Annotated in this window: 20 protein-coding genes; 9 read left to right on the top strand and 11 right to left on the bottom strand. The window is 44.9% G+C overall.

Annotation, left to right across the window (positions count from 1 at the left end; all coding sequences use genetic code 11):
• Positions 1 to 240: transposase (locus L5M38_RS18745; protein WP_263179974.1), on the top strand; the 240-nt coding region annotated here is incomplete at its 5' end.
• Here L5M38_RS18745 and L5M38_RS18740 read toward each other — a convergent pair.
• From L5M38_RS18740 to L5M38_RS18725, 4 genes are all read right to left on the bottom strand, one after another.
• Positions 232 to 2,178 carry an HD domain-containing phosphohydrolase gene (locus L5M38_RS18740; protein ID WP_263179973.1) on the bottom strand — a complete coding sequence of 649 codons (1,947 nt, stop codon included), beginning with the start codon at positions 2,176 to 2,178 and terminating at the stop codon, positions 232 to 234. The two genes, L5M38_RS18745 and L5M38_RS18740, sit on opposite strands and share 9 nt — an antisense overlap.
• 172 nt (positions 2,179 to 2,350) lie before the next feature.
• Positions 2,351 to 3,217 carry a formyltetrahydrofolate deformylase gene (gene purU / locus L5M38_RS18735; protein WP_113938988.1) on the bottom strand — a complete coding sequence of 289 codons (867 nt, stop codon included), beginning with the start codon at positions 3,215 to 3,217 and terminating at the stop codon, positions 2,351 to 2,353.
• Between the two features lie 165 nt (positions 3,218 to 3,382).
• On the bottom strand, positions 3,383 to 4,864 hold the full coding sequence (locus L5M38_RS18730) for a PTS transporter subunit EIIC (protein ID WP_263179972.1): 1,482 nt from the start codon (positions 4,862 to 4,864) through the stop codon (positions 3,383 to 3,385).
• A complete protein-coding gene (locus L5M38_RS18725; protein WP_212600026.1) occupies positions 4,816 to 5,280 on the bottom strand; it encodes a flavodoxin in 465 nt (154 codons plus the stop codon). The genes L5M38_RS18730 and L5M38_RS18725 overlap by 49 nt, the downstream gene beginning before the upstream one ends.
• Positions 5,281 to 5,401: 121 nt before the next feature.
• Here L5M38_RS18725 and L5M38_RS18720 point away from each other — a divergent pair, with 121 nt between their 5' ends.
• Entirely contained in the window at positions 5,402 to 5,596 is a 195-nt protein-coding gene (locus tag L5M38_RS18720) for a hypothetical protein (RefSeq protein ID WP_105249725.1), read from the top strand.
• A gap of 121 nt (positions 5,597 to 5,717) precedes the next feature.
• Here L5M38_RS18720 and truC read toward each other — a convergent pair whose 3' ends face one another.
• Together truC and L5M38_RS18710 are read right to left on the bottom strand one after the other, a co-directional pair.
• Complete coding sequence (gene truC, locus L5M38_RS18715; protein WP_263179971.1) at positions 5,718 to 6,563, bottom strand: tRNA pseudouridine(65) synthase TruC; 846 nt, start codon at positions 6,561 to 6,563, stop codon at positions 5,718 to 5,720.
• Positions 6,550 to 6,870: a YqcC family protein gene (locus L5M38_RS18710; protein ID WP_173245855.1), complete on the bottom strand. Its 321-nt coding sequence runs from the start codon at positions 6,868 to 6,870 to the stop codon at positions 6,550 to 6,552. The genes truC and L5M38_RS18710 overlap by 14 nt, the downstream gene beginning before the upstream one ends.
• 163 nt (positions 6,871 to 7,033) lie before the next feature.
• Between L5M38_RS18710 and L5M38_RS18705 the strand changes: the two genes are divergently transcribed.
• On the top strand, positions 7,034 to 8,047 hold the full coding sequence (locus L5M38_RS18705) for a DUF3549 family protein (RefSeq protein WP_263179970.1): 1,014 nt from the start codon (positions 7,034 to 7,036) through the stop codon (positions 8,045 to 8,047).
• On the top strand, positions 8,044 to 8,430 hold the full coding sequence (locus L5M38_RS18700; RefSeq protein ID WP_006080967.1) for a DUF3301 domain-containing protein: 387 nt from the start codon (positions 8,044 to 8,046) through the stop codon (positions 8,428 to 8,430). The genes L5M38_RS18705 and L5M38_RS18700 overlap by 4 nt, the downstream gene beginning before the upstream one ends.
• Before the next feature lie 1,743 nt (positions 8,431 to 10,173).
• Here the strand turns inward: L5M38_RS18700 and L5M38_RS18695 are convergent.
• Both L5M38_RS18695 and L5M38_RS18690 read right to left on the bottom strand, forming a co-directional pair.
• The gene (locus L5M38_RS18695; protein ID WP_105249730.1) at positions 10,174 to 10,479 is read right to left on the bottom strand and encodes a DUF962 domain-containing protein; all 306 of its coding nucleotides are present in this window, start codon (positions 10,477 to 10,479) and stop codon (positions 10,174 to 10,176) included.
• Positions 10,472 to 11,110: a GNAT family N-acetyltransferase gene (locus L5M38_RS18690; protein ID WP_263179969.1), complete on the bottom strand. Its 639-nt coding sequence runs from the start codon at positions 11,108 to 11,110 to the stop codon at positions 10,472 to 10,474. The genes L5M38_RS18695 and L5M38_RS18690 overlap by 8 nt, the downstream gene beginning before the upstream one ends.
• Positions 11,111 to 11,260: 150 nt before the next feature.
• Here L5M38_RS18690 and L5M38_RS18685 point away from each other — a divergent pair, with 150 nt between their 5' ends.
• Complete coding sequence (locus tag L5M38_RS18685; protein ID WP_028760620.1) at positions 11,261 to 11,494, top strand: DUF2789 domain-containing protein; 234 nt, start codon at positions 11,261 to 11,263, stop codon at positions 11,492 to 11,494.
• Between the two features lie 11 nt (positions 11,495 to 11,505).
• Here L5M38_RS18685 and L5M38_RS18680 read toward each other — a convergent pair whose 3' ends face one another.
• The gene (locus L5M38_RS18680) at positions 11,506 to 11,913 is read right to left on the bottom strand and encodes a DUF3192 domain-containing protein (RefSeq protein WP_028760621.1); all 408 of its coding nucleotides are present in this window, start codon (positions 11,911 to 11,913) and stop codon (positions 11,506 to 11,508) included.
• A 164-nt stretch (positions 11,914 to 12,077) separates the two neighbouring features.
• Here L5M38_RS18680 and L5M38_RS18675 point away from each other — a divergent pair, with 164 nt between their 5' ends.
• Positions 12,078 to 12,461 (top strand): hypothetical protein, encoded by a 384-nt coding sequence (locus L5M38_RS18675; RefSeq protein ID WP_263179968.1) that lies wholly within the window; start codon positions 12,078 to 12,080, stop codon positions 12,459 to 12,461.
• On the top strand, positions 12,461 to 13,234 hold the full coding sequence (locus L5M38_RS18670; RefSeq protein ID WP_263179966.1) for a Zn-ribbon-containing protein: 774 nt from the start codon (positions 12,461 to 12,463) through the stop codon (positions 13,232 to 13,234). Before L5M38_RS18675 ends, L5M38_RS18670 begins: the two co-directional genes overlap by 1 nt.
• Before the next feature lie 95 nt (positions 13,235 to 13,329).
• On the opposite strand, the gene syd is transcribed toward L5M38_RS18670, so the two are convergent.
• On the bottom strand, positions 13,330 to 13,980 hold the full coding sequence (gene syd, locus L5M38_RS18665) for a SecY-interacting protein (RefSeq protein ID WP_028760624.1): 651 nt from the start codon (positions 13,978 to 13,980) through the stop codon (positions 13,330 to 13,332).
• Between the two features lie 59 nt (positions 13,981 to 14,039).
• On the opposite strand from syd, the gene queF reads away from it, so the two are divergent.
• Positions 14,040 to 14,897 (top strand): NADPH-dependent 7-cyano-7-deazaguanine reductase QueF, encoded by an 858-nt coding sequence (gene queF / locus L5M38_RS18660; protein WP_105249734.1) that lies wholly within the window; start codon positions 14,040 to 14,042, stop codon positions 14,895 to 14,897.
• Positions 14,898 to 14,979: 82 nt separating this feature from the next.
• Here queF and L5M38_RS18655 read toward each other — a convergent pair whose 3' ends face one another.
• Positions 14,980 to 15,921 (bottom strand): LysR family transcriptional regulator, encoded by a 942-nt coding sequence (locus tag L5M38_RS18655; protein WP_263179963.1) that lies wholly within the window; start codon positions 15,919 to 15,921, stop codon positions 14,980 to 14,982.
• A gap of 123 nt (positions 15,922 to 16,044) precedes the next feature.
• On the opposite strand from L5M38_RS18655, the gene L5M38_RS18650 reads away from it, so the two are divergent.
• A complete protein-coding gene (locus L5M38_RS18650; protein ID WP_263179962.1) occupies positions 16,045 to 18,033 on the top strand; it encodes an alkyl/aryl-sulfatase in 1,989 nt (662 codons plus the stop codon).
• The last annotated feature ends 114 nt before the right edge of the window (positions 18,034 to 18,147 follow it).

Below are 18,147 nucleotides of genomic sequence, written 5' to 3'. Positions count from 1 at the left end.
ATTTCGCACAATATTGAGTTGCATTATTTACCGCCTTACAGCCCGAACCTCAATCCGATAGAAAGACTGTGGAAGGTCATGAATGAGCACGCGAGGAACAGCGTGTACTTCAAAAATAAGCGAGATTTCAGGTCCGCACTGGATAAATTTTTCAAAGAAACATTACCCGATATTGGTGAAAGTTTAGCGTCGCGGATCAATGATAATTTTCAGCTCTTTACCCACGCATCTTCAGGTTGATTGGGTATAAATCAAACGCTCTACTTCACGGAATGCATTTCTCGTCATGGCAATAGCCCGCCAGCCGATAATCCCCAATGGCTGCTGCGCTTTGTTCACCACCACAAGATATTCTGAGTCTAGTAAATTCAACTGCAGTAATGCATCTTCCGATGTGGCCACCTCACTGATAATAGGCACTGAATGCTCCATGATCTGATGGGCTTTTTTATGTAAAGATGCCCTATCCAGTTCACGCTCAGCCGCAGTGCCAAGTAATGGGCTAAACCAATGTTCCAGTAAGCGACTCGTGATCACCCCTAGTATCTTATGTTGCTCATCCAATACCACGGCCACCTTAGCATGGGCAGTCGTAAGTAAACGCTTAATATCAACTAACTCATGGTCGAGTGAAATAGTGACTAAAGGTTCAAGCGGCGCAGCACCGATATGATCGCTAATACTCAACTCTCGATTAATCAAAATCGCTAAACAAGTTTCGACTATCTCAGGGTCAAAAAGTGTCCCTTTACCCGCACGCAGCACTTCAGTCATTTTCTCCAGCCCTAACGATGGGCGATAAGGCCTGTGGGACAATATCGAATCGGCAACATCGGCGACAGCAATAATTTTCGCCTCATATAAAATCGCCTTATCCTTTAAGCCCGCGGGATAACCTGAGCCATCGAGCCGCTCATGATGCTGTAAAATCATCTCTTTAATGGGCCAAGGAAACTCCACATCCTCAATAATTTCAGCACCATGTAATGGGTGAGTCTGAATTAATGCGTATTCTTCTTTTGAAAGTTTTGACGGTTTTGTCAAGATCTGCGATGGAATCGCTAACTTGCCGATATCATGGACTAAGGCACCAATCTTCAGCCCTTCTAAACGCAGCGGGTCTAAACCTAATTTCTCACCAATCAAATAACTTAATTGCGCCACCGACTTTTGATGCCCTGCGGTATAGGCATCTTTCAGTTCTAATGCCTCAGAAATAGCACTAATAAGCTGTGTTAACGATTGAGATAATTGCTCTTTTTGCGCTTTAATGATTTTGGACTGGCGGGATACCGCGCGCAATGTGCGTGGTAGTTCAATGCTGTGCCATAAAATGCTGGCAAAAGTCAGTAATGATCTCGCATCATTACGACTATAAGGCTCGTTACGGTCGACCACGCACAGCATGCCCACTAAGCGACTGCGAAATAAAATCGGCACCGCCAAGTAACGCCCTCCAAGTAGCAGTTTATCTAAGGGCAAATCCCCTAAGCGCCTTTGGGAGTCGGTTTGATTTTGGATGATCGGCTTATAATCTCGCACACATTCGAGCCATACGCGGCTTTCAAGTTCTGACACTTGGGTATTATCTTCAACAAAATCGGCTTGATTAGCCTCTGCGTGGGGATACTCAGAACGCGCGGCGAGTGTGAGTGTTTTTAACTTTTCGTTATGCAACAGAATAAAGCCATATCGACTGCCAGTGAGTGACATCGCCTTAGAAACTGCGACTTTAAATACTTCTTCTTGGGAGGATTTAATCACATCTTCAATGTGTTGCAGCCAAGCATCGCTGGCTTGAATCGCTCGACGATAATCCGAGTGCAACTCCTTCATCTGCGGATCTTCAAAATTGATGTCGGATAGAATCAAATACCATCCCATTTCAGGCAAAGAATGCAGCGCGAGATGCACACGTATGCCGCGATGATCTTGTAATTGAAAACCTATTTCTTGGCCGCGTCGCCTCACAATATCGGCGCATAGTTCAGCATTAAAAGCACTAAACAATTGGCTAATGGGTTGATTAATGATTTGCGCCGCAGAGCGTTTACAACGGCAGTAAAAGGCTTGGCTCATCCGTAGCACACAAAACTGCTCATCTAGCTGTGCCCAAGATAAATTCAAACTATCGGGCAAGTCTTTCATTCCAACGATAAGGCTTTGACGAGTTGACATCCAGCACTCCGACCTGTAATTCGAGCATGGGCAATACACTATACCGCTATGTTCACCCCAATGTGAGCACTATAAAATCTCCAATAAACATAATGATAGCTGATTTCATGACAGACGCGGGTTAAAATAAACGCCGCTGAATGTCATGCCATTGCCACAACTCACCTACATCTTAGAAAACGATCGTTTTATTGCCGTACACGACCACTTGTTCGTTGAGCACTAATTGCAGCGCTTTACTCAATACACTCTTTTCAACATCGCGCCCAGCACGTGCCATTTCTAAGGCGCTATAACTGTGGTCGACGGGAATCACGTCTTGCTTGATGATCGGCCCTTCATCGAGGCAATTATTCACAAAATGCGCCGTCGCACCGATAATTTTCACCCCGCGCTCCCAAGCCTGACGATAGGGTGCTGCGCCGATAAAGGCAGGTAAAAAAGAATGGTGAATGTTGATGATGCGATTAGGATATTGCGCCACAAAATCTGGAGTTAGCACCCGCATGTACTTAGCCAACACCAGATAATCTGGCTCATATTGCGATACCGCGGCCAACAGTACTTGCTCGTGTTGAATTCGGTCCAAGCCTTCGTGGCTCACCAGATGAAAGGGGATGTTAAACTTCTCTGCCAATTCACGTAGTGCATCATGGTTACCCACCACAGCGGCAATCTCGACACTTAAACCACCGTAATAGGCTTTCATTAACAAATCGCCTAAACAGTGCGCTTCCTTTGTGACTAACACCACAATACGTTTTTTACCTGCGCTAACTAACGTCATATGATTTTGCGTAGGCAGTACGTCACGCAGATCCTGCAATAACTGTTCGCTGTTAAAAATGCCCTCTAACTCAGTTCGCATAAAGAAACGCCCTTGGGCATTATCCACAAACTCACTGTTTTTGATGATATTCAGTTTATGAGTAAAACAAACACTGGTGATTTTAGCGATGAGGCCTTGGGCATCAGCGCAATCCGTCAGTAAGATTTTACGCTCTATGGATGGCGAAGTATTACCGCGAGTTTCAGTCATTTGTTGCAAAGTTGGCTCTCCTATATTGTCCCTACATCGAGTTTGCCATAGCAAATCATGCTGAACAGTATGAAAACCCTATAATGCGAAAATAAAAATGATATTTCAGAGGCTTGAATCAATAAAATGTAAAAATTAAGCAGTTAATTTTGTAAAAACACAATCCTAGCGGCGAGTATCTAAGTAACGCTGCAATACTTTACGCAAAGTTTCGGCCTTAGTGCCGTAAACCACCTGCACACCTTTGCCCATAACGATCACGCCCTTAGCACCCAACTGACTCAAACGCACCTTATTGACTAACTCAGGCTTGTGCACGCTCAAGCGTAACCGTGTCAAACAAGCATTAAGTTCAACGATATTTTCACGCCCGCCGAGCGCCGCAATAATCGCCCGTAAACTTTCTTTGGGTCCTTTGCTGTCGTTATGCTCAAGCCTACCGGGAGTTTTCAAATTAAAGGCTAAAATACTCAGTCTAAACAACAGGTAATATATTATGGCGGTTAAAGGCCCAAGGAAAATAAACCAGCTGGCATTACGGGACAATGGAAATAGCAGCGTAAAGTCCACCAGCCCTTGGGAGAATACTATGCTGTGGTGAATATCCAGCATAATACAGACAAAATAAGCGAGCCCAGTGAGTAAGGCGTGAATAATAAATAGAATCGGCGCCACAAACATAAAAGCAAATTCGATAGGTTCAGTCACCCCAGTTAACCAACTTGCCGCCCCCGCCGAGAGCATAATACCCGCCACGCGATTGCGCTCAGAGGGATCTGCGCAGCGCCACATTGCCAGTGCAGCCGCCGGTAATCCCCACATTTTAATCAGATAACCACCGGCAAGGTTTCCTGCCTGCGGATCGCCCGCTAAATAGCGCGCCACCTCACCACGAACGACTTCATGCCCCAATAACTGATATTGGCCCACCTCTAAGTAAAAAGGCGCATTCCAAATATGATGTAAGCCAAGGGGAATAAGTAACCGCTCTAATGCGCCATAAACGCCAAAGGCGATGGCGGGTTTTTGATAAACCGCCCAGTCGGATACGAGCTCAATCAATAAAGCTAAGGGTGGCCACACATGGGCGAGTACATAACCTAGGCTCATCGCTAGGGGAATAATAAGTAAAGATGCACTGCGACGTCCCTCGAAGAAAGAGAAAATCGCAGGCAAGCGAATATATTGACTCCAACGGACTGCGAGGCAAGTGATACCACCGAGCATCATGCCACCTGCAATTCCAGTATCTAAGGTATCCATTCCTAATAAAGGTTGGGTTGGAAGTCGATACAAATCGGCCAGTGCGGCTAACGTCGCCGTCATCACCCCATAACCAAACACTGCCGAAAAGGCGGCAATGCCTTGATCGCGGCAAAAGCCAATAGCGACAGCAACGGCAAATAACATCGGCATAATGGCGAAAATGAGTTTGCCTACCGCCAGCATCAGCACTGTCAGCTCTTCGGGCATAAAAGGAATTGGACTAACGGTTAAGCCGAGCATAACCCCAGCGGCGGGTAAAATGGCAATAGGAATAAGCAGCGCTTGGCTTAAGCGCTGGGCAAATTTAAACCACTGTAGATTGACGAAACTACCTAAGCGACGAGCTCGGTTTTGACGACTTGATTCCAGCGTTTTAGCCATTTTATCGCTTCAACCTCAGGTTCCATGGTTTCACAGGCATCAATTTCAAGTAATTCCACCAGCGGCTTAGCGCCAAGTTCACTCAAGAGTGCATTTACAGACTTACCTGCACCGCAGAAAGTCTCATAACTTGAATCACCTAGAGCTATCACACTGTATCTAAGCTCAGGTAAATAGGGTGCTAGATGTTTAAGATTATGGTACCAAGACTGAATATCATCGGGTAAGTCCCCTTGTCCGGTCGTCGAAGTCACCACCACTAACAATTCATCCTGAGGAGGAATAAAGCTTGCTACCTCATTAGGTTGCCACAATGTGACATCATAACCTAAAACTTGCATTTCTTTCTCTAGGGTTTCAGCGGCAAATTGTGCACTACCATATACAGTGCCAAACACCAGATTCACCTTTTTCATGATACACTCCACATCGCGTTACAAACCTTATTAGGCTGACCTTACTTTATTGTTCAGCGTATGAGCAAGCTAAGGCGCAAATTTTTTATAAATCAAGCCATTGAGCGTGAGAAAATATCTAATGCGACAGTCCACCCGCCAAAAACACCTCAAGCAGCACCACAAAACAACCCATATTCGGCGTAAAAACTATTTCCACTCCGCCCAGCAAAATCTCATATCGCCACTTGCACTCACGTCTGGATTCTCAACCTTAGCCGTCATGATGCAAGAGCTGCGGCCACAAACAGCACAAACGCCACAACTCCTCGATTAAGCAATCCACCTCGTTTTAAATTCGATGACTTTAGTTTCAATAACAAAGCAAAGTGAATGCACTTAATTTTATTCACGCGGCTAAGTTGATATCACCATATCAAGCATTGGCCGCTTGCTGTTCACGCCTCTTGGGCGATGAATAACTCTGCTTGCTGACTCAAGGTCGCCTCATCCCAACCTAGCTCGGCAAACACGGTTTCCCACTCAGGCTCGAGCTCGGTTTCTATGCTGAGCCGAGTTTGAGTTATAGGGTGTGTAAAGGTGAGTTTTTTTGCGATAAGCCACAGGCGATTAATACCGAAATGCTCACGAAAAAATGCATTTTGCTTACCATCGCCATGGGTGGTATCACCGACGATGGGGTGGCGTAAATGCGCCATGTGTCTTCTGAGCTGATGCTTACGCCCCGTTTTAGGACTCAAGCGTACCAGTGCGAATCGGCTAGTGGGATATCGACCTGACGGATACGGAATTTCAGTATTGAGTAACGGCTCATACGCCGTCACAGCCTCCTGCGCCGCTTTATTAGGATCGGCATTCTTATCGCCTAATTCATCCAACTCAACCTTAAGCGCATAGTCTAAAATACCGCTCTCATGCATATTACCGCGCACTAAAGCCAGATATTGTTTTTCAATCGTATGGGAGGCAAATTGCTCACACAGAGCATTGGCCACTTCACTACTCTTGGCAAACAAGAGCACGCCGGATGTCGGCCTGTCGAGACGATGTACAGGAAACACATGGCAGCCCACTAAGTCACGGGTCAGCTGCATGGCAAAAAATCGCTCCCGACGCGCTAAATAACTGCGATGGACCAATAAGCCTGCGGGTTTATGAATTGCCACTAAGTGCTCATCTTCATAAAGAATTTCAATCTCAGGCGCCTGCTCTTCTGAATCATCCTCTTGGGATACATTCACTGCATTTTCAGGCGTTTCAAGCCAGATATCATCTTGATTCATTTAACAACATATCCAATTCATTCAATACGCTAATTAAAGTTTGGCGCGGGAGCATATCCTGCCAAACATGTTCAGCCATAGGGGCAATCGCAATTTGCGTCGGCAATGGCGCCCCCGTTTCGATTAAAGTCTGCATTCTAGGCAACAAAATAAACTGCAGCCACTGCTCAAGGGGCATAAGATCACAGGCAAAAGGTGCTGTGCTTGCCATTGCAGCGGCAGAAGGCGCTTGCTCAGACCACAACTCGGCCGCTTGCAGCGCGTGGGTAATCTGAGCCAATTTAGCTTGGGTTTGACTGTATAACATAGCTTTCAGATCCATTCTCATATTAGCCCTTTGTGATTCAAGAACTCCCCACAATTCACTGGCCGAATAGGTCGATTAAAGTGCCGCAATAATACCATCCAGACGCACTTCCCCCTATAATGGCGCCAATTTATTGAGCCTCTTTGATTGATATGGCAGCCAAATGACTGAAATTACAACTTTAAGCCAGTTTTTAACCACAGCCAAAACCCAGTTCCAAGTGTATGATCTTGGCCGTAGGGTGCAACATATTGATATGCTCGCATTTCACCAAATCGAATCTCTGTCAGCCCCTTATCCTTATCCCATTCAAGGGCATGCACAATTTGCTATTGTCTTTTGGGATGCGAGCCAGCAACACTTTATTTGGTTTCTAAAACTGGCGTTAGATGAGCAAGGATTACTGTCGCCTGCACCGCGCTCACAATTTATCGAAATGATATTAGCGGCATTAGGGCAAGATCCCACTCAGCCACTCAGTGATGAGCAGCAAGAACGACTCGCGAATAATCCGTTTAATTTCAAGCCAAGCCAGGAAAAACTTGCCGTATTTAACGCACTCGTTCGTAAACAACTTGGCCAGCGCGCTTCATCACAATACGAGTTTGCCGTGCAATATCTGTCAGGCCAAATTGCCCCATCACAATGGCAACATATTGGAATGCAAGGCATAGCCGATGTGTGTGTACGCACAAAAGAATTTGATCATGAGCAGCACTTGGTATTGAGTTTTGATACAGCCGCCATCGAAGTGCAAATCGCCCTATGCCAATGCCTTGAACACTTGCTGATTAGCGACACACTCGCCGATAAGATTCTCACGAAACTTCAAGATGCAGCCCCAGAGCACCAAGCCTATTTCCTACGAGCTTTGGCTTCTAGCGCCAAACACAGCCAACAAGCGTTTGAGCATCTACACGGCCAAGCCTCTTTAGATACCAATGCCCTAATCAGTATTGCCGGACGTAACTGGTCGGTATTAAAACAAGATTCAAGTCGCAGTCTTTACTTAGAAGCCCTAGCACTGCAGCCCCAAGCCTTTTTTAATCAGGTCTTTGCTGATATTGTGGCTATTCCTAGTTTGCGCAATCAACTACTAGGCGAGTTAAGAAATCCCAATCGAAGCATTCAACTATCACAAGCCATAGGTGGTTTGTTTAAGGCAGCAAGCAAATGATGTCAGATTTACTGTTAATTATTGGCCTCGTCGTGATTGCCGCATTTTTTTGGCAGTTACGCCAAATGGCAGAGTTGAGCCGTATTTTTGCCGAAAAAGAATGTTGGCGACAAAAAGTGCAACTATTAGCCATAGCAATGGAAACCGCCCGCCCTAGCATTGGCGGCACCACGGGGATTTGTTGGAAAGCGAAATATTTATTTGAATTCAGCACCGACGGCATTAACCAGTACAGTGGCCATATTTGGATGCAAGGCAAGAAAATTCAAAAAATCGAATGGCCTATCTTCCCGGAGCCCGAATGGCAAGAGGCGCCGACAGCGCAGGGGAAATTTGGCGGTTGTGGTACGCAAAGCGGCTGTAGCTCAGGCAAGTGTCATTAAGTATTATCGACTATGATGCCCAAATAAGCTGTTCGCCAGAATTGAGAATAATCAGTTATTCTCTGGTGCTGCAAAATAACTCACTGTAAAAATAAAAAAGAAAGGGCGCGGCCCTAAAGCCACGCCCTCCTATTCTCTGTTAAGCTATCCCGCTATTTTTGTGCTCCCTGCACCATCCATGCGTCAATCTGCGTCCTGCTTCATCCCTGCTCAATCCTTGAGGTCCTTGTACTCATGTACTTCCCTATCTCTTGGTCATCCAGTCCCAAGCTTGCTCTTTCCTGAGCGGTTCCATCATCATCCATGAAACGGGTATTGCATCCATTCAATTGCACTCCCTGTGCCATTGCCATCCTATGCAATAAGTCTATCAATCCTTGATAGTCTCCCTTCCTTGGTATTGGCTCTCTTTCATCCTGAAAGGCCTATATCCCTATCTTTCCTTAAGTCATATTCCTTAGTCACTGTTCGATCATCCTGATCGCCAACATCCTGTTGCCCGCAATTCCTTCTACAAGATGAATTCTACGCCAACCAACGAAAGTACTCATTGTGGATTATTTAAAATGTTAACAAAAATGGTGAACCCAACTGATAACAAACAGGTTAACCTACTGATATAAATTAAAATAATAACTAACCCAGAGACATAACCACCCTTTAGACTTACAAATTACTTACATACTTGTGAGAGATCTCTTACACGGAGGATGGCAATTCAAATCAAAAGTAAGCAAGTGCTAGATGTTCTCCCCTGAAGGACTTATGCATAAACCGCTATCGCTCAAAATTCGACAAGCATTCGGCGCATGACCAAAACACAGTCAACACAGAGTAAATCATTGGGCAATAAGAGAAGTAAGACTGGTAAACATGTTTTACGGCAAGATGTCTTTAAGCAGCGTTAAGATAAAGTCTGTGTGAATAGCGTTATAGCGTGAATAGCGTTATAGCTTGGCAAAGCCAGATTAATGCTGAAAATGAACCAAAGAAAAGGGCGCAACTAAAGTGCGCCCCATTTATCCTTTGTAAGCCGTCCTGCTCGATTTGTGCTCCCTGCACCATCCATGCGTCTGCTTGCGTCCTGCGTCGTCCCTGTAATCCTTTTTCGTCCCTGTGTATCAAACTTACGTGAGATAACACTCAGTCCCTTGACCTGTAAATCCTTTTTACAGAGCCTGTCACTTCCTATGACGTATTCCTATTGCATCCTGCAAAATTTATTTTCCATAGATTAGTACAAGCTGTTCACCCTTATACTTTATCCTTATCTCGACACATCCTGTTTCGAGTTCATGCTTAATCCTTAAGCGTGCCCTGTATTCTTCCTGAAATTCATCATCCTGACGATACAACTCACTGTCCCTAATCATCCTTGAAAAGCAATCCTGCTTTTCCTTAGCCTATCCGAGGCGAATGACAGTTTTCCTACCGTCAGCGATTTCAACCTTGAAATCTTAATTCGTTGCTTCTTGCGTCCCTTTGGCCTGATTCGCTTTCCTTGCTATCCATTTGCTTTGGCCATGAGTGAATTCTACGTTAACCCTAACTTTTTTGTTCGGCTCAAAGAACGGACTACAAAATTAATTACGGACCAACCAAAGAAAAATAAATACAAACCAATGATTCTATTTAAAATTAAATATTGTAGGACAAAAAACAATCAAAAAGAAAACATTATGTCCTACAACGTTTGTAAGCGATCTCTCACACGGGCATGGGCATCTCACTCGGGCAGTTTTTTTAACGTTTAAAAAAGCGGCGAATCATCTGCGCAAACATCACCCAATCTGCCATCAAACTGTAAAAAGGATACTGAAATGTCGCGGGTCGATTCTTCTCAAATACGAAGTGTCCCACCCATGCAAAACCATAACCAACAATAGGAATAAACCAGCATAGCCACCAGGCTTGTGAAACCAAGGCAATGCCAATCAGCAGCAGAACTAAACAACTGCCAACAAAGTGTAATTGCCGACAAGTCGGGTGCTGGTGTTGGGATAAATAGAAAGGATAAAAATCGGCGAAACGTTTATAAGAGTTAGTCATCTTGTTGAACCGAATAGAATAAAAGCTGGCCATGGACACTGCCGATACTCAGCTCGCCTATGGATACAAAGTCATGCTGAGTAAACAGTTGCAAGTGGTTCTCCTGAGCGATAAACACACCAATGCCATCCAAATCAGGCTGCTCATCACACCAACTCACCACAGCTTGCACTAACTTATGTCCAAGTCCTTTGTGCTGTTCATTTGGTGCAAGAGCAATAAACTGCAAAATACCGCAGTGCTTACTGGGTAAAAGTTCGACAATACTGGACTCTTTTTTCATCAAAGCTTGGGTCGATTGCCAGCCAGTACCTAACAACATCTTTAAGCGCCAATGCCAATAACGCCCTTCCCCTAAAGGCACTTCTTGAGTAACTACACAGGCTAACCCAAAGAGTCTTTCATGGTCGAATAAACCAATGAGAGCTTGTTTTTGTTGCCATAACGTATTGAGTTCTTCCCTGATTGCGGCGCGCAATTTTTGCTCATAAGCGGCTTTGTCTGAGGTAAAGAGTGAATCGACAAAAAAAGGATCATCATGGTAAGCGTTATAGAGAATAGAAGCGGCAATGCGTAAGTCTTCCGCGGTCAAATAGACTGCGCGGCAGTCCTCTAGAATTTCATTGTCCATCGTTAGCATTCCTTGACTTAGCTCACACTTTTTTATGCGTAACTGTTAATCTACCAAGGAAACTAAAAAGTGCAAATTTTAATCATAGATTGCATTTTTCAATCAGGCGCTTACTCTAAACGAAGGCACTATACTGAAAAGGAAATAATGATGGATACAACTCCAGTAGACTTAAGCCACTTGTTTGAGCAACTCGGTTTAGACAGTAGCGACGAGGCCATAGCGCAGTTTATTGCAACCCATGATATCGACCATCACATCCATTTAAGCCAAGCGCCCTTTTGGACCCCTGCCCAAAAGAGCTTTATCATTGAAGGTTTAGAAGCCGATGCCCTCTGGACTGAGCCCATTGAGCAATTAGACACTCAGCTACGTAAACGATAAGACTCGTTGGTTCAGATTTTACCGTAAGCCGTTTCACCCCAACCCACTAAGGCATTGTTGCTCAGCACGATAGGCGTACATTCATCCTTAGTGGTTTTTCCATCGCCATTATTACGCTGGGTACGATAAAACAACACTAAGACTTCTTTATTGGCTTCACCTTGTTGAGCACTTTGTTGAATATAGGCTTCACTAAAATCAGCGGTGCCCATTAAGATCATCACTTGGTCTTTAGGCATGCCTAAGCTCAGTTTGGTTAAGTTAGTGCGATTTTTATCCTGCACTTTCTCCCAAGATTCGCTGCTATCCCAGCCCGATTCTCCATCACCGACATTGACCACGCAGCCACTAAGACCTAAGCTTGCGAGCCCTAAAAAAGTGATGGCGATAAGTTTGTTATTCAATTTATGGTTCATCATGTGACATCCTGTGTAATTATTATTGAAGCTTAAAAAATGGTATTTCGGCTGGACAATAAGCAAAATAAATGCCACAAGACAACACACTGTTTTTAAATGAAAAAATTAATTATTTTTTTAAAATTGGTTTAAACAATTCAACAAATTAAGGAATTTTGCTAATTATGAGTCCCCTTGACCAAGTATTAGCGGCCGCACGTTCGCTCGAAGCCTGCGGTAAAGTACCGAGCCTTGCCTTAATTAAAACCCGTTTAGGTAGTAGCCTACCTTTACCTATATTGATCCAAGGCTTACAGCAATTTAAATCTATGCCTAAGGCAGATCGCGAGCGTTTAGCTGAGTTGCAAACTATCAGCCCTACAACTGACGTTCCCGCAACTAACGATACCTTAACCCTTGCTGTGCTCGCCGAGCGCATGCAGATGCAACAGGCGTATTTTGAACGTCATGCTGAGCAGCAAAAAACAGAAATAATGCAATTAAAAAACGAACTGCTTGAACTTAAACAACGCATAAACTTATTAGAAACCCAAGGAAAAACAGCTTAATGTTTGTCACTGAACTGCGCTTCGAATGCTTCGCCGACACCACGATATCTGCCGCCGAGAAGGCCATTAATCAGCTCCTTGAAGCCTATCGAGCTAATGGCCAAATCTTAGGACGAGAATTTGCGGTCGCCTTTAATGACGGTGAGTTTAGAGTGCGTTTATTGATGCCAGAGAAAAGCAGTTTAACGCACAAATATCACAGCCCTTGGGTCAAAAAAGCCTTAGTAGAATTAACCGACGCTAAACTACTCGCGCCGCGGGAAAAGTTTATTGGTCAGGATATCAATTCTGAAGTAAGTAATACCGAAACACCCAGCTGGCAACTGCTATACACCAGTTTTGTGCATATGTGCTCGCCCCTACGCAGCGGCGACAATTTATTGCCCATTCCCCTGTACCGTATACCCGCAACCTTTAATGGCGATCATAAACGTATTATCCGTTGGCAGAGCGAATGGCAAGCCTGCGACGAGCTGCAAATGGCGGCGGCCACTAAGGCAGAATTTGCCGCGCTAGAGGAATTATCGAGTCCTGACAGTGATTTATTTCGCAGAGGTTGGGATTTGCGCGGTCGTATCGAATATCTCACTCAGATCCCGACCTATTACTACTTATATCGCGTTGGCGGCCAAGATTTAGCCACAGAAAAAACGCGACCTTGCCCACGTTGTGGCAGTCATGATTGGAAACTCGATGAACCTTTATTGGATATGTTCCATTTTCGCTGCGAGCCTTGCCGCATAGTGTCGAATCTGTCTTGGGATCATCAATAACACCTGTTTATCCCCTTGCAGAACTCAACCTAAGATAAGCCACGCTTAGGTTGAGTTAATACTTAGGTTGATAATAAAAATGTCGCTCACAGAAGTTAACGTTTACCGAAAAGGTTTTGCCACATACGTTTAAAACTGGCGAAAATACCAGGATGTTCTAATGCGGGCATAGGTAATTCTTCATGTTTAACGGGTGGTGCTATCCGTGGCGATAATGCTTCGATAAACGCAGTCAAACTCGAGGACAATTGCTCAGATTGCACTTCACCAGGGATTTCAATCCATACGCTACCATCACTGTTATTGATGGTGAGCATTTTATCTCCCTCATCTAACAGACCGATAAACCAAGTCGGTGACTGCTTCAGTTTTTTCTTCATCATCAGATGACCAATCAAGTTTTGTTGCAGGCAGTTAAAATCGTCATCATTCCAGACTTGCAGTAACTCCCCTGTGCCCCACTTAGAGTCAAATAATACTGGGGCGGAGAAATAATGACCGTAAAAATCATTGATCTCTGGCCATAAAGTTAACTCCAGTGCATGCTCTACATTGGCGAAACTGCCTTCAACTTTGCGTTTCACTGGCTGCCAAGAAACGGCCTGTTCAAGATCCGGTTGAAATTCGCCTTGAATACACACAGAAGGCTCACCCTGTGGGTAATAACGCGGTAGTTCACCTAAACTCGTTAAGTAAGCTTGATGATAGTTTTGCAAAAATTTATCGAGTGCGGGCAGACAAGACACTTAAGCACAATCCAATTTCAGGTATAATGTGCGCCTATTTTGACATGGAAACAGTATTGATGACACAGAATCACGATCCCTATAGTGATGCGCAAGCGCTTGTTGGCCTGACTTTAGGTAAAGCCACCGACTACCAAGCCGAGTATGATGCGTCGCTGCTGCAAGGGGTTCCACGCTCACTAAACCGTAATGCTATTGCACTCACTGGGACGTTACCGTTTCATGGTGCCGATATCTGGACGGGTTATGAGCTGTCTTGGTTAAATGCCAAAGGTAAGCCTATGGTGGCCATAGCTGAATTTCATTTAAGCTATGAAAGCCTGAATCTGATTGAGTCGAAATCGTTCAAACTGTATCTCAATAGCTTTAATCAAACCAAGTTTGATAGCCTAGATTCACTGCAAAAAACCTTAGTGCAAGACTTAAGTCAGTGTGCTCAAGGTGATGTTAGCGTTAAGATTATCGAGCCAAAAAGCTTTGGTATTCAGCGTATTATTGAGTTACCAGGCACTTGTATTGACGATCTCGATATTGAAGTCAGCGATTATAGTTTTAATCCTGATTACTTAGTTAACAGTACAGACGATAAGCAAACGGTCGCGGAAACGCTTAATTCAAACCTGCTGAAATCCAACTGTTTGATCACTTCGCAACCCGATTGGGGCAGCGTGATGATCCGTTATCAAGGCCCTAAAATCGATCGCGAGAAACTGCTGCGCTATTTGATTTCTTTCCGCCAACATAACGAATTCCACGAGCAATGTGTCGAGCGAATTTTCGTCGATTTAAAACGTTTCTGTCATTGCACTAAATTGACGGTTTACGCCCGCTACACGCGTCGCGGTGGTTTAGATATCAACCCTTATCGCAGTGACTTCGAGCAACCTGGTGAAAGCCACAGACTCGCAAGACAGTAATGACCTTCTTAGGCTATTAGATTAACAATCTGAGATAGAAAATAAGGTTTAAAAACTGCAACAAAGCTCTGAATCGCTAGCCCTAGCTGCTCGCTAGATTCAGAGCTTTTTTATTCACAGTGTTTGCACTCGCATTGAGCAATAAACGCCGTAGCCATTGGTGGCTCGGGTTTTGGGTATATTTACTGCTCCACACCATATACAAATCAATTGGCCTTGTTTTCAGGGGCATAGGTAAAATCTGTAAGCCGAACATCTCAGCGTACTGACTGGCGTACCGCAAAGGCGCTATGCCTATCGCCTCACTTTTGCCGACAGTTGCAAACATACTCAATAAAGATGATTGCTCACTGTACATTTTGCGCCTTGGTAACACGCCTTCGGTAAACAAATCCCCTGCAGTCAAATTAAAACGCCGCATATTTAAAAAGACGTGTTTCTCCTCAAAATACTGCCCATGGGTGATAGCATCTTGAATACGAGGATGCTGCAAACTGACGATACAAACGAGGGTTTCGGTGAAGAGTAATTTGCTCGAGAGCAAACTTTGCTGCGCGGGCTTAATGTCTATGGCAACGGCGACCCGCTCAAGCAAAATATCGCGATATAGCTCATCCTCCTGCGGCGGCGACTCGCGGAAAATGACTTCAATATCCGCATTCTGTAACAAAGCCTGCACGCCTGATTGCAGCGCTTCGATAACCGACTCATTAGCATATACATAAAAGCGCCGCTGGCTCGAGTTGGGATCAAAATGCTCAAACCCCAGTAATACGGTTTCAATATCCGCCATGGGCTGCTCAAATTTACGGTACATCTCCCGTGCCACCGATGTAGGCTCAATTCCCCGTCCAACCCGATTAAACAGCGACTCCCCGACCCAAGCCCTGAACCGGCTTATCGCATTACTCACGGAAGACTGAGTTAAATCTAACTCCTGTGCCGCTTGGGTGAATGAACGAGTACGGTAAACCACCATAAACACGCGTAATAAATTTAAATCTAATGGCTTTCGTGTCGGCATAAAAGAGTGCACTCATTCACTATATGAATATTACAACCCAAGCTAACTCGAGTTATCTAAATACACAAGCTGGCTATACTCAAACCATCGACGACACTATCCCACTTTTCGGTAGGTAAAATAATGCAAAAATCTTTGATGACAATGAGTATTATCGCCAGCTTCTCTTTAAGCGCCGTGGCCGCTGAACACGAGCATGAACATATTAGCCTGCACTATCAGGGAAAGCCTGCCACCGAGCAAACCATTGCGGTAAATAAAGCCTCAGCAGCAAGCCTTAATTTTGCTGACAAAAAAGCCTTTGAAGAGTTTTCTAAAAATCTTATTGCTGAACTCGATGAACCAACAGCAGCCATTTTACGTGCCGATTTCAGCTTTATTGGCGACAAAACCCCAGACACAGTCAACCCTTCACTTTATCGCCAAGCTCAATTGAATATGGTGTCTAACGGCTTATACAAGGTCACAGATGGCATTTATCAAGTGCGTGGCACAGACTTATCGAACTTAACCCTTATCCGCGGTAAAACGGGTTGGATCCTTTATGACGTGCTGCTCACCAAAGAAGCGGCAAAATTATCCCTCGAGTTTGCGCTTAAACACTTGCCCGAGGGCAATAACTTACCCGTAGTCGCGATGATTTATTCCCACAGTCATGGAGATCATTTTGGCGGCTCCCGCGCCATCAAAGAGATGTATCCGAATGTCAAAGTCTATGGTTCCAATAACATCACCAAAGAAATTGTCGACGAAAACGTGCTTGCCGGTAATGCCATGAGCCGCCGCGCCGCCTATCAATACGGCGCAACATTAGAGCGAAACGATCAAGGCATTGTCGATGCCGCACTTGCTAAGGGATTATCCAAAGGCGAAGTGACCTACGTTAAACCCGATGTCACCTTAAATGCAAAAGACAAGTGGGAAACACTCACCATTGATGGCATCGACATGGTGTTTATGGATGCATCAGGCACAGAAGCCGCCTCGGAAATGGCCACCTATATTCCCTCAATGAAAGCATTGTGGACCGCAGAGCTCACCTACCACGGCATGCACAACATTTATACCTTACGCGGGGCAAAAGTTCGAGATGCGATAAAATGGTCTAAGGATATCAACGAATTACTGGCCCATTTTGGTAATGATGCACAGGTTATATTCACTGCCCACTCAGCCCCCGTATTTGGCAATACTGATGTAAACCAATACTTAAGAATGCAAAGGGATAACTATGGCCTAGTGCATAATCAAACCCTGCGTTTAGCTAATAATGGCGTGGGTATTCAAGATATTGGCGATGCGATTCAAACCACTATCCCTAAGGCTGTGCGCGATACTTGGTACACCAATGGTTACCACGGTACCTACAGCCATAATGCCAAAGCCGTGTACAACATGTACCTTGGCTATTTCGATATGAATCCCGCCAACTTAAACCCACTACCGACAAAAGATGAAGCGACGAAATTTGTGGAGTATATGGGCGGTGCCAAAGCCGTAGTGAAACACGCCAAAGCCGACTATGCCCAAGGCGAGTACCGTTTTGTGGCCACCGCACTCAATAAGGTCGTGATGGCAGAACCTAATAATAAAGAGGCAAGACAATTACTTGCCGATACCTATGAGCAACTGGGTTATCAGGCCGAAGGGGCTGGCTGGCGCAACATTTACCTCACTGGCGCCCAAGAGTTACGCGTAGGCATTCAACCCGGCGCGCCTAAATCGGCCTCAGCAGATATTTTAGGAGAAATGGACATATCGACCCTGTTTGACTTCCTTGCCGTAAAAGTCGATAGCCTCAAAGCAGCTGAACTTGGGCTAATCAGGCTTAATGTGATTAACCCCGACACCCAAGAAACGCTCTATGTTGAACTAAGTAACGGTAATTTAAGCAATATTAAGGTTGATAAACCGATGGAGGCCGATGCCAATCTTTATATTGATAAACGCTATATTACGGGGATTTTACTCGGAAAAGTCACACTTAAAGAGTTACTGGCTAAGGGTACTGCCAAGTTAGAGGGTGATAAAGATGCCTTCGGTAAGATAGCGTCGACCTTAGTAAAGTTCGATGAAAGCTTTGAAATCGTCCCACTACCAAGCGCGAAATAACCAAATCAACGCCCTGAATCTTCAGGGCGTTTTATGGAAAAATTACACTAGCACTAACCATTCTGACACTTGGCGAGTCGAGTTCTGTAAGCAAAAGAGTGAAGTACGGATAGC

The organism is Shewanella sp. SM101 (genome assembly GCF_025654465.1).
Taxonomy (GTDB): domain Bacteria; phylum Pseudomonadota; class Gammaproteobacteria; order Enterobacterales; family Shewanellaceae; genus Shewanella; species Shewanella oncorhynchi.
The sequence above is the reverse complement of the archived record's forward strand: the minus strand, read 5'-3'. Positions and strand labels throughout refer to the sequence as shown.

Bases quoted from the DNA above. Each gene is read 5' to 3' on its own strand.
- L5M38_RS18695 (WP_105249730.1), bottom strand. From the start codon at position 10,479: ATGACTAACTCTTATAAACGTTTCGCCGATTTTTATCCTTTCTATTTA.
- L5M38_RS18655 (WP_263179963.1), bottom strand. From the start codon at position 15,921: ATGCCGACACGAAAGCCATTAGATTTAAATTTATTACGCGTGTTTATG.
- L5M38_RS18740 (WP_263179973.1), bottom strand. From the start codon at position 2,178: ATGTCAACTCGTCAAAGCCTTATCGTTGGAATGAAAGACTTGCCCGAT.
- L5M38_RS18670 (WP_263179966.1), top strand. From the start codon at position 12,461: ATGTTTGTCACTGAACTGCGCTTCGAATGCTTCGCCGACACCACGATA.
- L5M38_RS18685 (WP_028760620.1), top strand. From the start codon at position 11,261: ATGGATACAACTCCAGTAGACTTAAGCCACTTGTTTGAGCAACTCGGT.
- L5M38_RS18690 (WP_263179969.1), bottom strand. From the start codon at position 11,110: ATGGACAATGAAATTCTAGAGGACTGCCGCGCAGTCTATTTGACCGCG.
- L5M38_RS18675 (WP_263179968.1), top strand. From the start codon at position 12,078: ATGAGTCCCCTTGACCAAGTATTAGCGGCCGCACGTTCGCTCGAAGCC.
- L5M38_RS18710 (WP_173245855.1), bottom strand. From the start codon at position 6,870: ATGTTATACAGTCAAACCCAAGCTAAATTGGCTCAGATTACCCACGCG.
- truC (WP_263179971.1), bottom strand. From the start codon at position 6,563: ATGAATCAAGATGATATCTGGCTTGAAACGCCTGAAAATGCAGTGAAT.
- L5M38_RS18730 (WP_263179972.1), bottom strand. From the start codon at position 4,864: ATGGCTAAAACGCTGGAATCAAGTCGTCAAAACCGAGCTCGTCGCTTA.
- L5M38_RS18680 (WP_028760621.1), bottom strand. From the start codon at position 11,913: ATGATGAACCATAAATTGAATAACAAACTTATCGCCATCACTTTTTTA.
- queF (WP_105249734.1), top strand. From the start codon at position 14,040: ATGACACAGAATCACGATCCCTATAGTGATGCGCAAGCGCTTGTTGGC.
- purU (WP_113938988.1), bottom strand. From the start codon at position 3,217: ATGACTGAAACTCGCGGTAATACTTCGCCATCCATAGAGCGTAAAATC.
- L5M38_RS18720 (WP_105249725.1), top strand. From the start codon at position 5,402: ATGCGACAGTCCACCCGCCAAAAACACCTCAAGCAGCACCACAAAACA.
- L5M38_RS18700 (WP_006080967.1), top strand. From the start codon at position 8,044: ATGATGTCAGATTTACTGTTAATTATTGGCCTCGTCGTGATTGCCGCA.
- L5M38_RS18705 (WP_263179970.1), top strand. From the start codon at position 7,034: ATGACTGAAATTACAACTTTAAGCCAGTTTTTAACCACAGCCAAAACC.
- L5M38_RS18650 (WP_263179962.1), top strand. From the start codon at position 16,045: ATGCAAAAATCTTTGATGACAATGAGTATTATCGCCAGCTTCTCTTTA.
- L5M38_RS18725 (WP_212600026.1), bottom strand. From the start codon at position 5,280: ATGAAAAAGGTGAATCTGGTGTTTGGCACTGTATATGGTAGTGCACAA.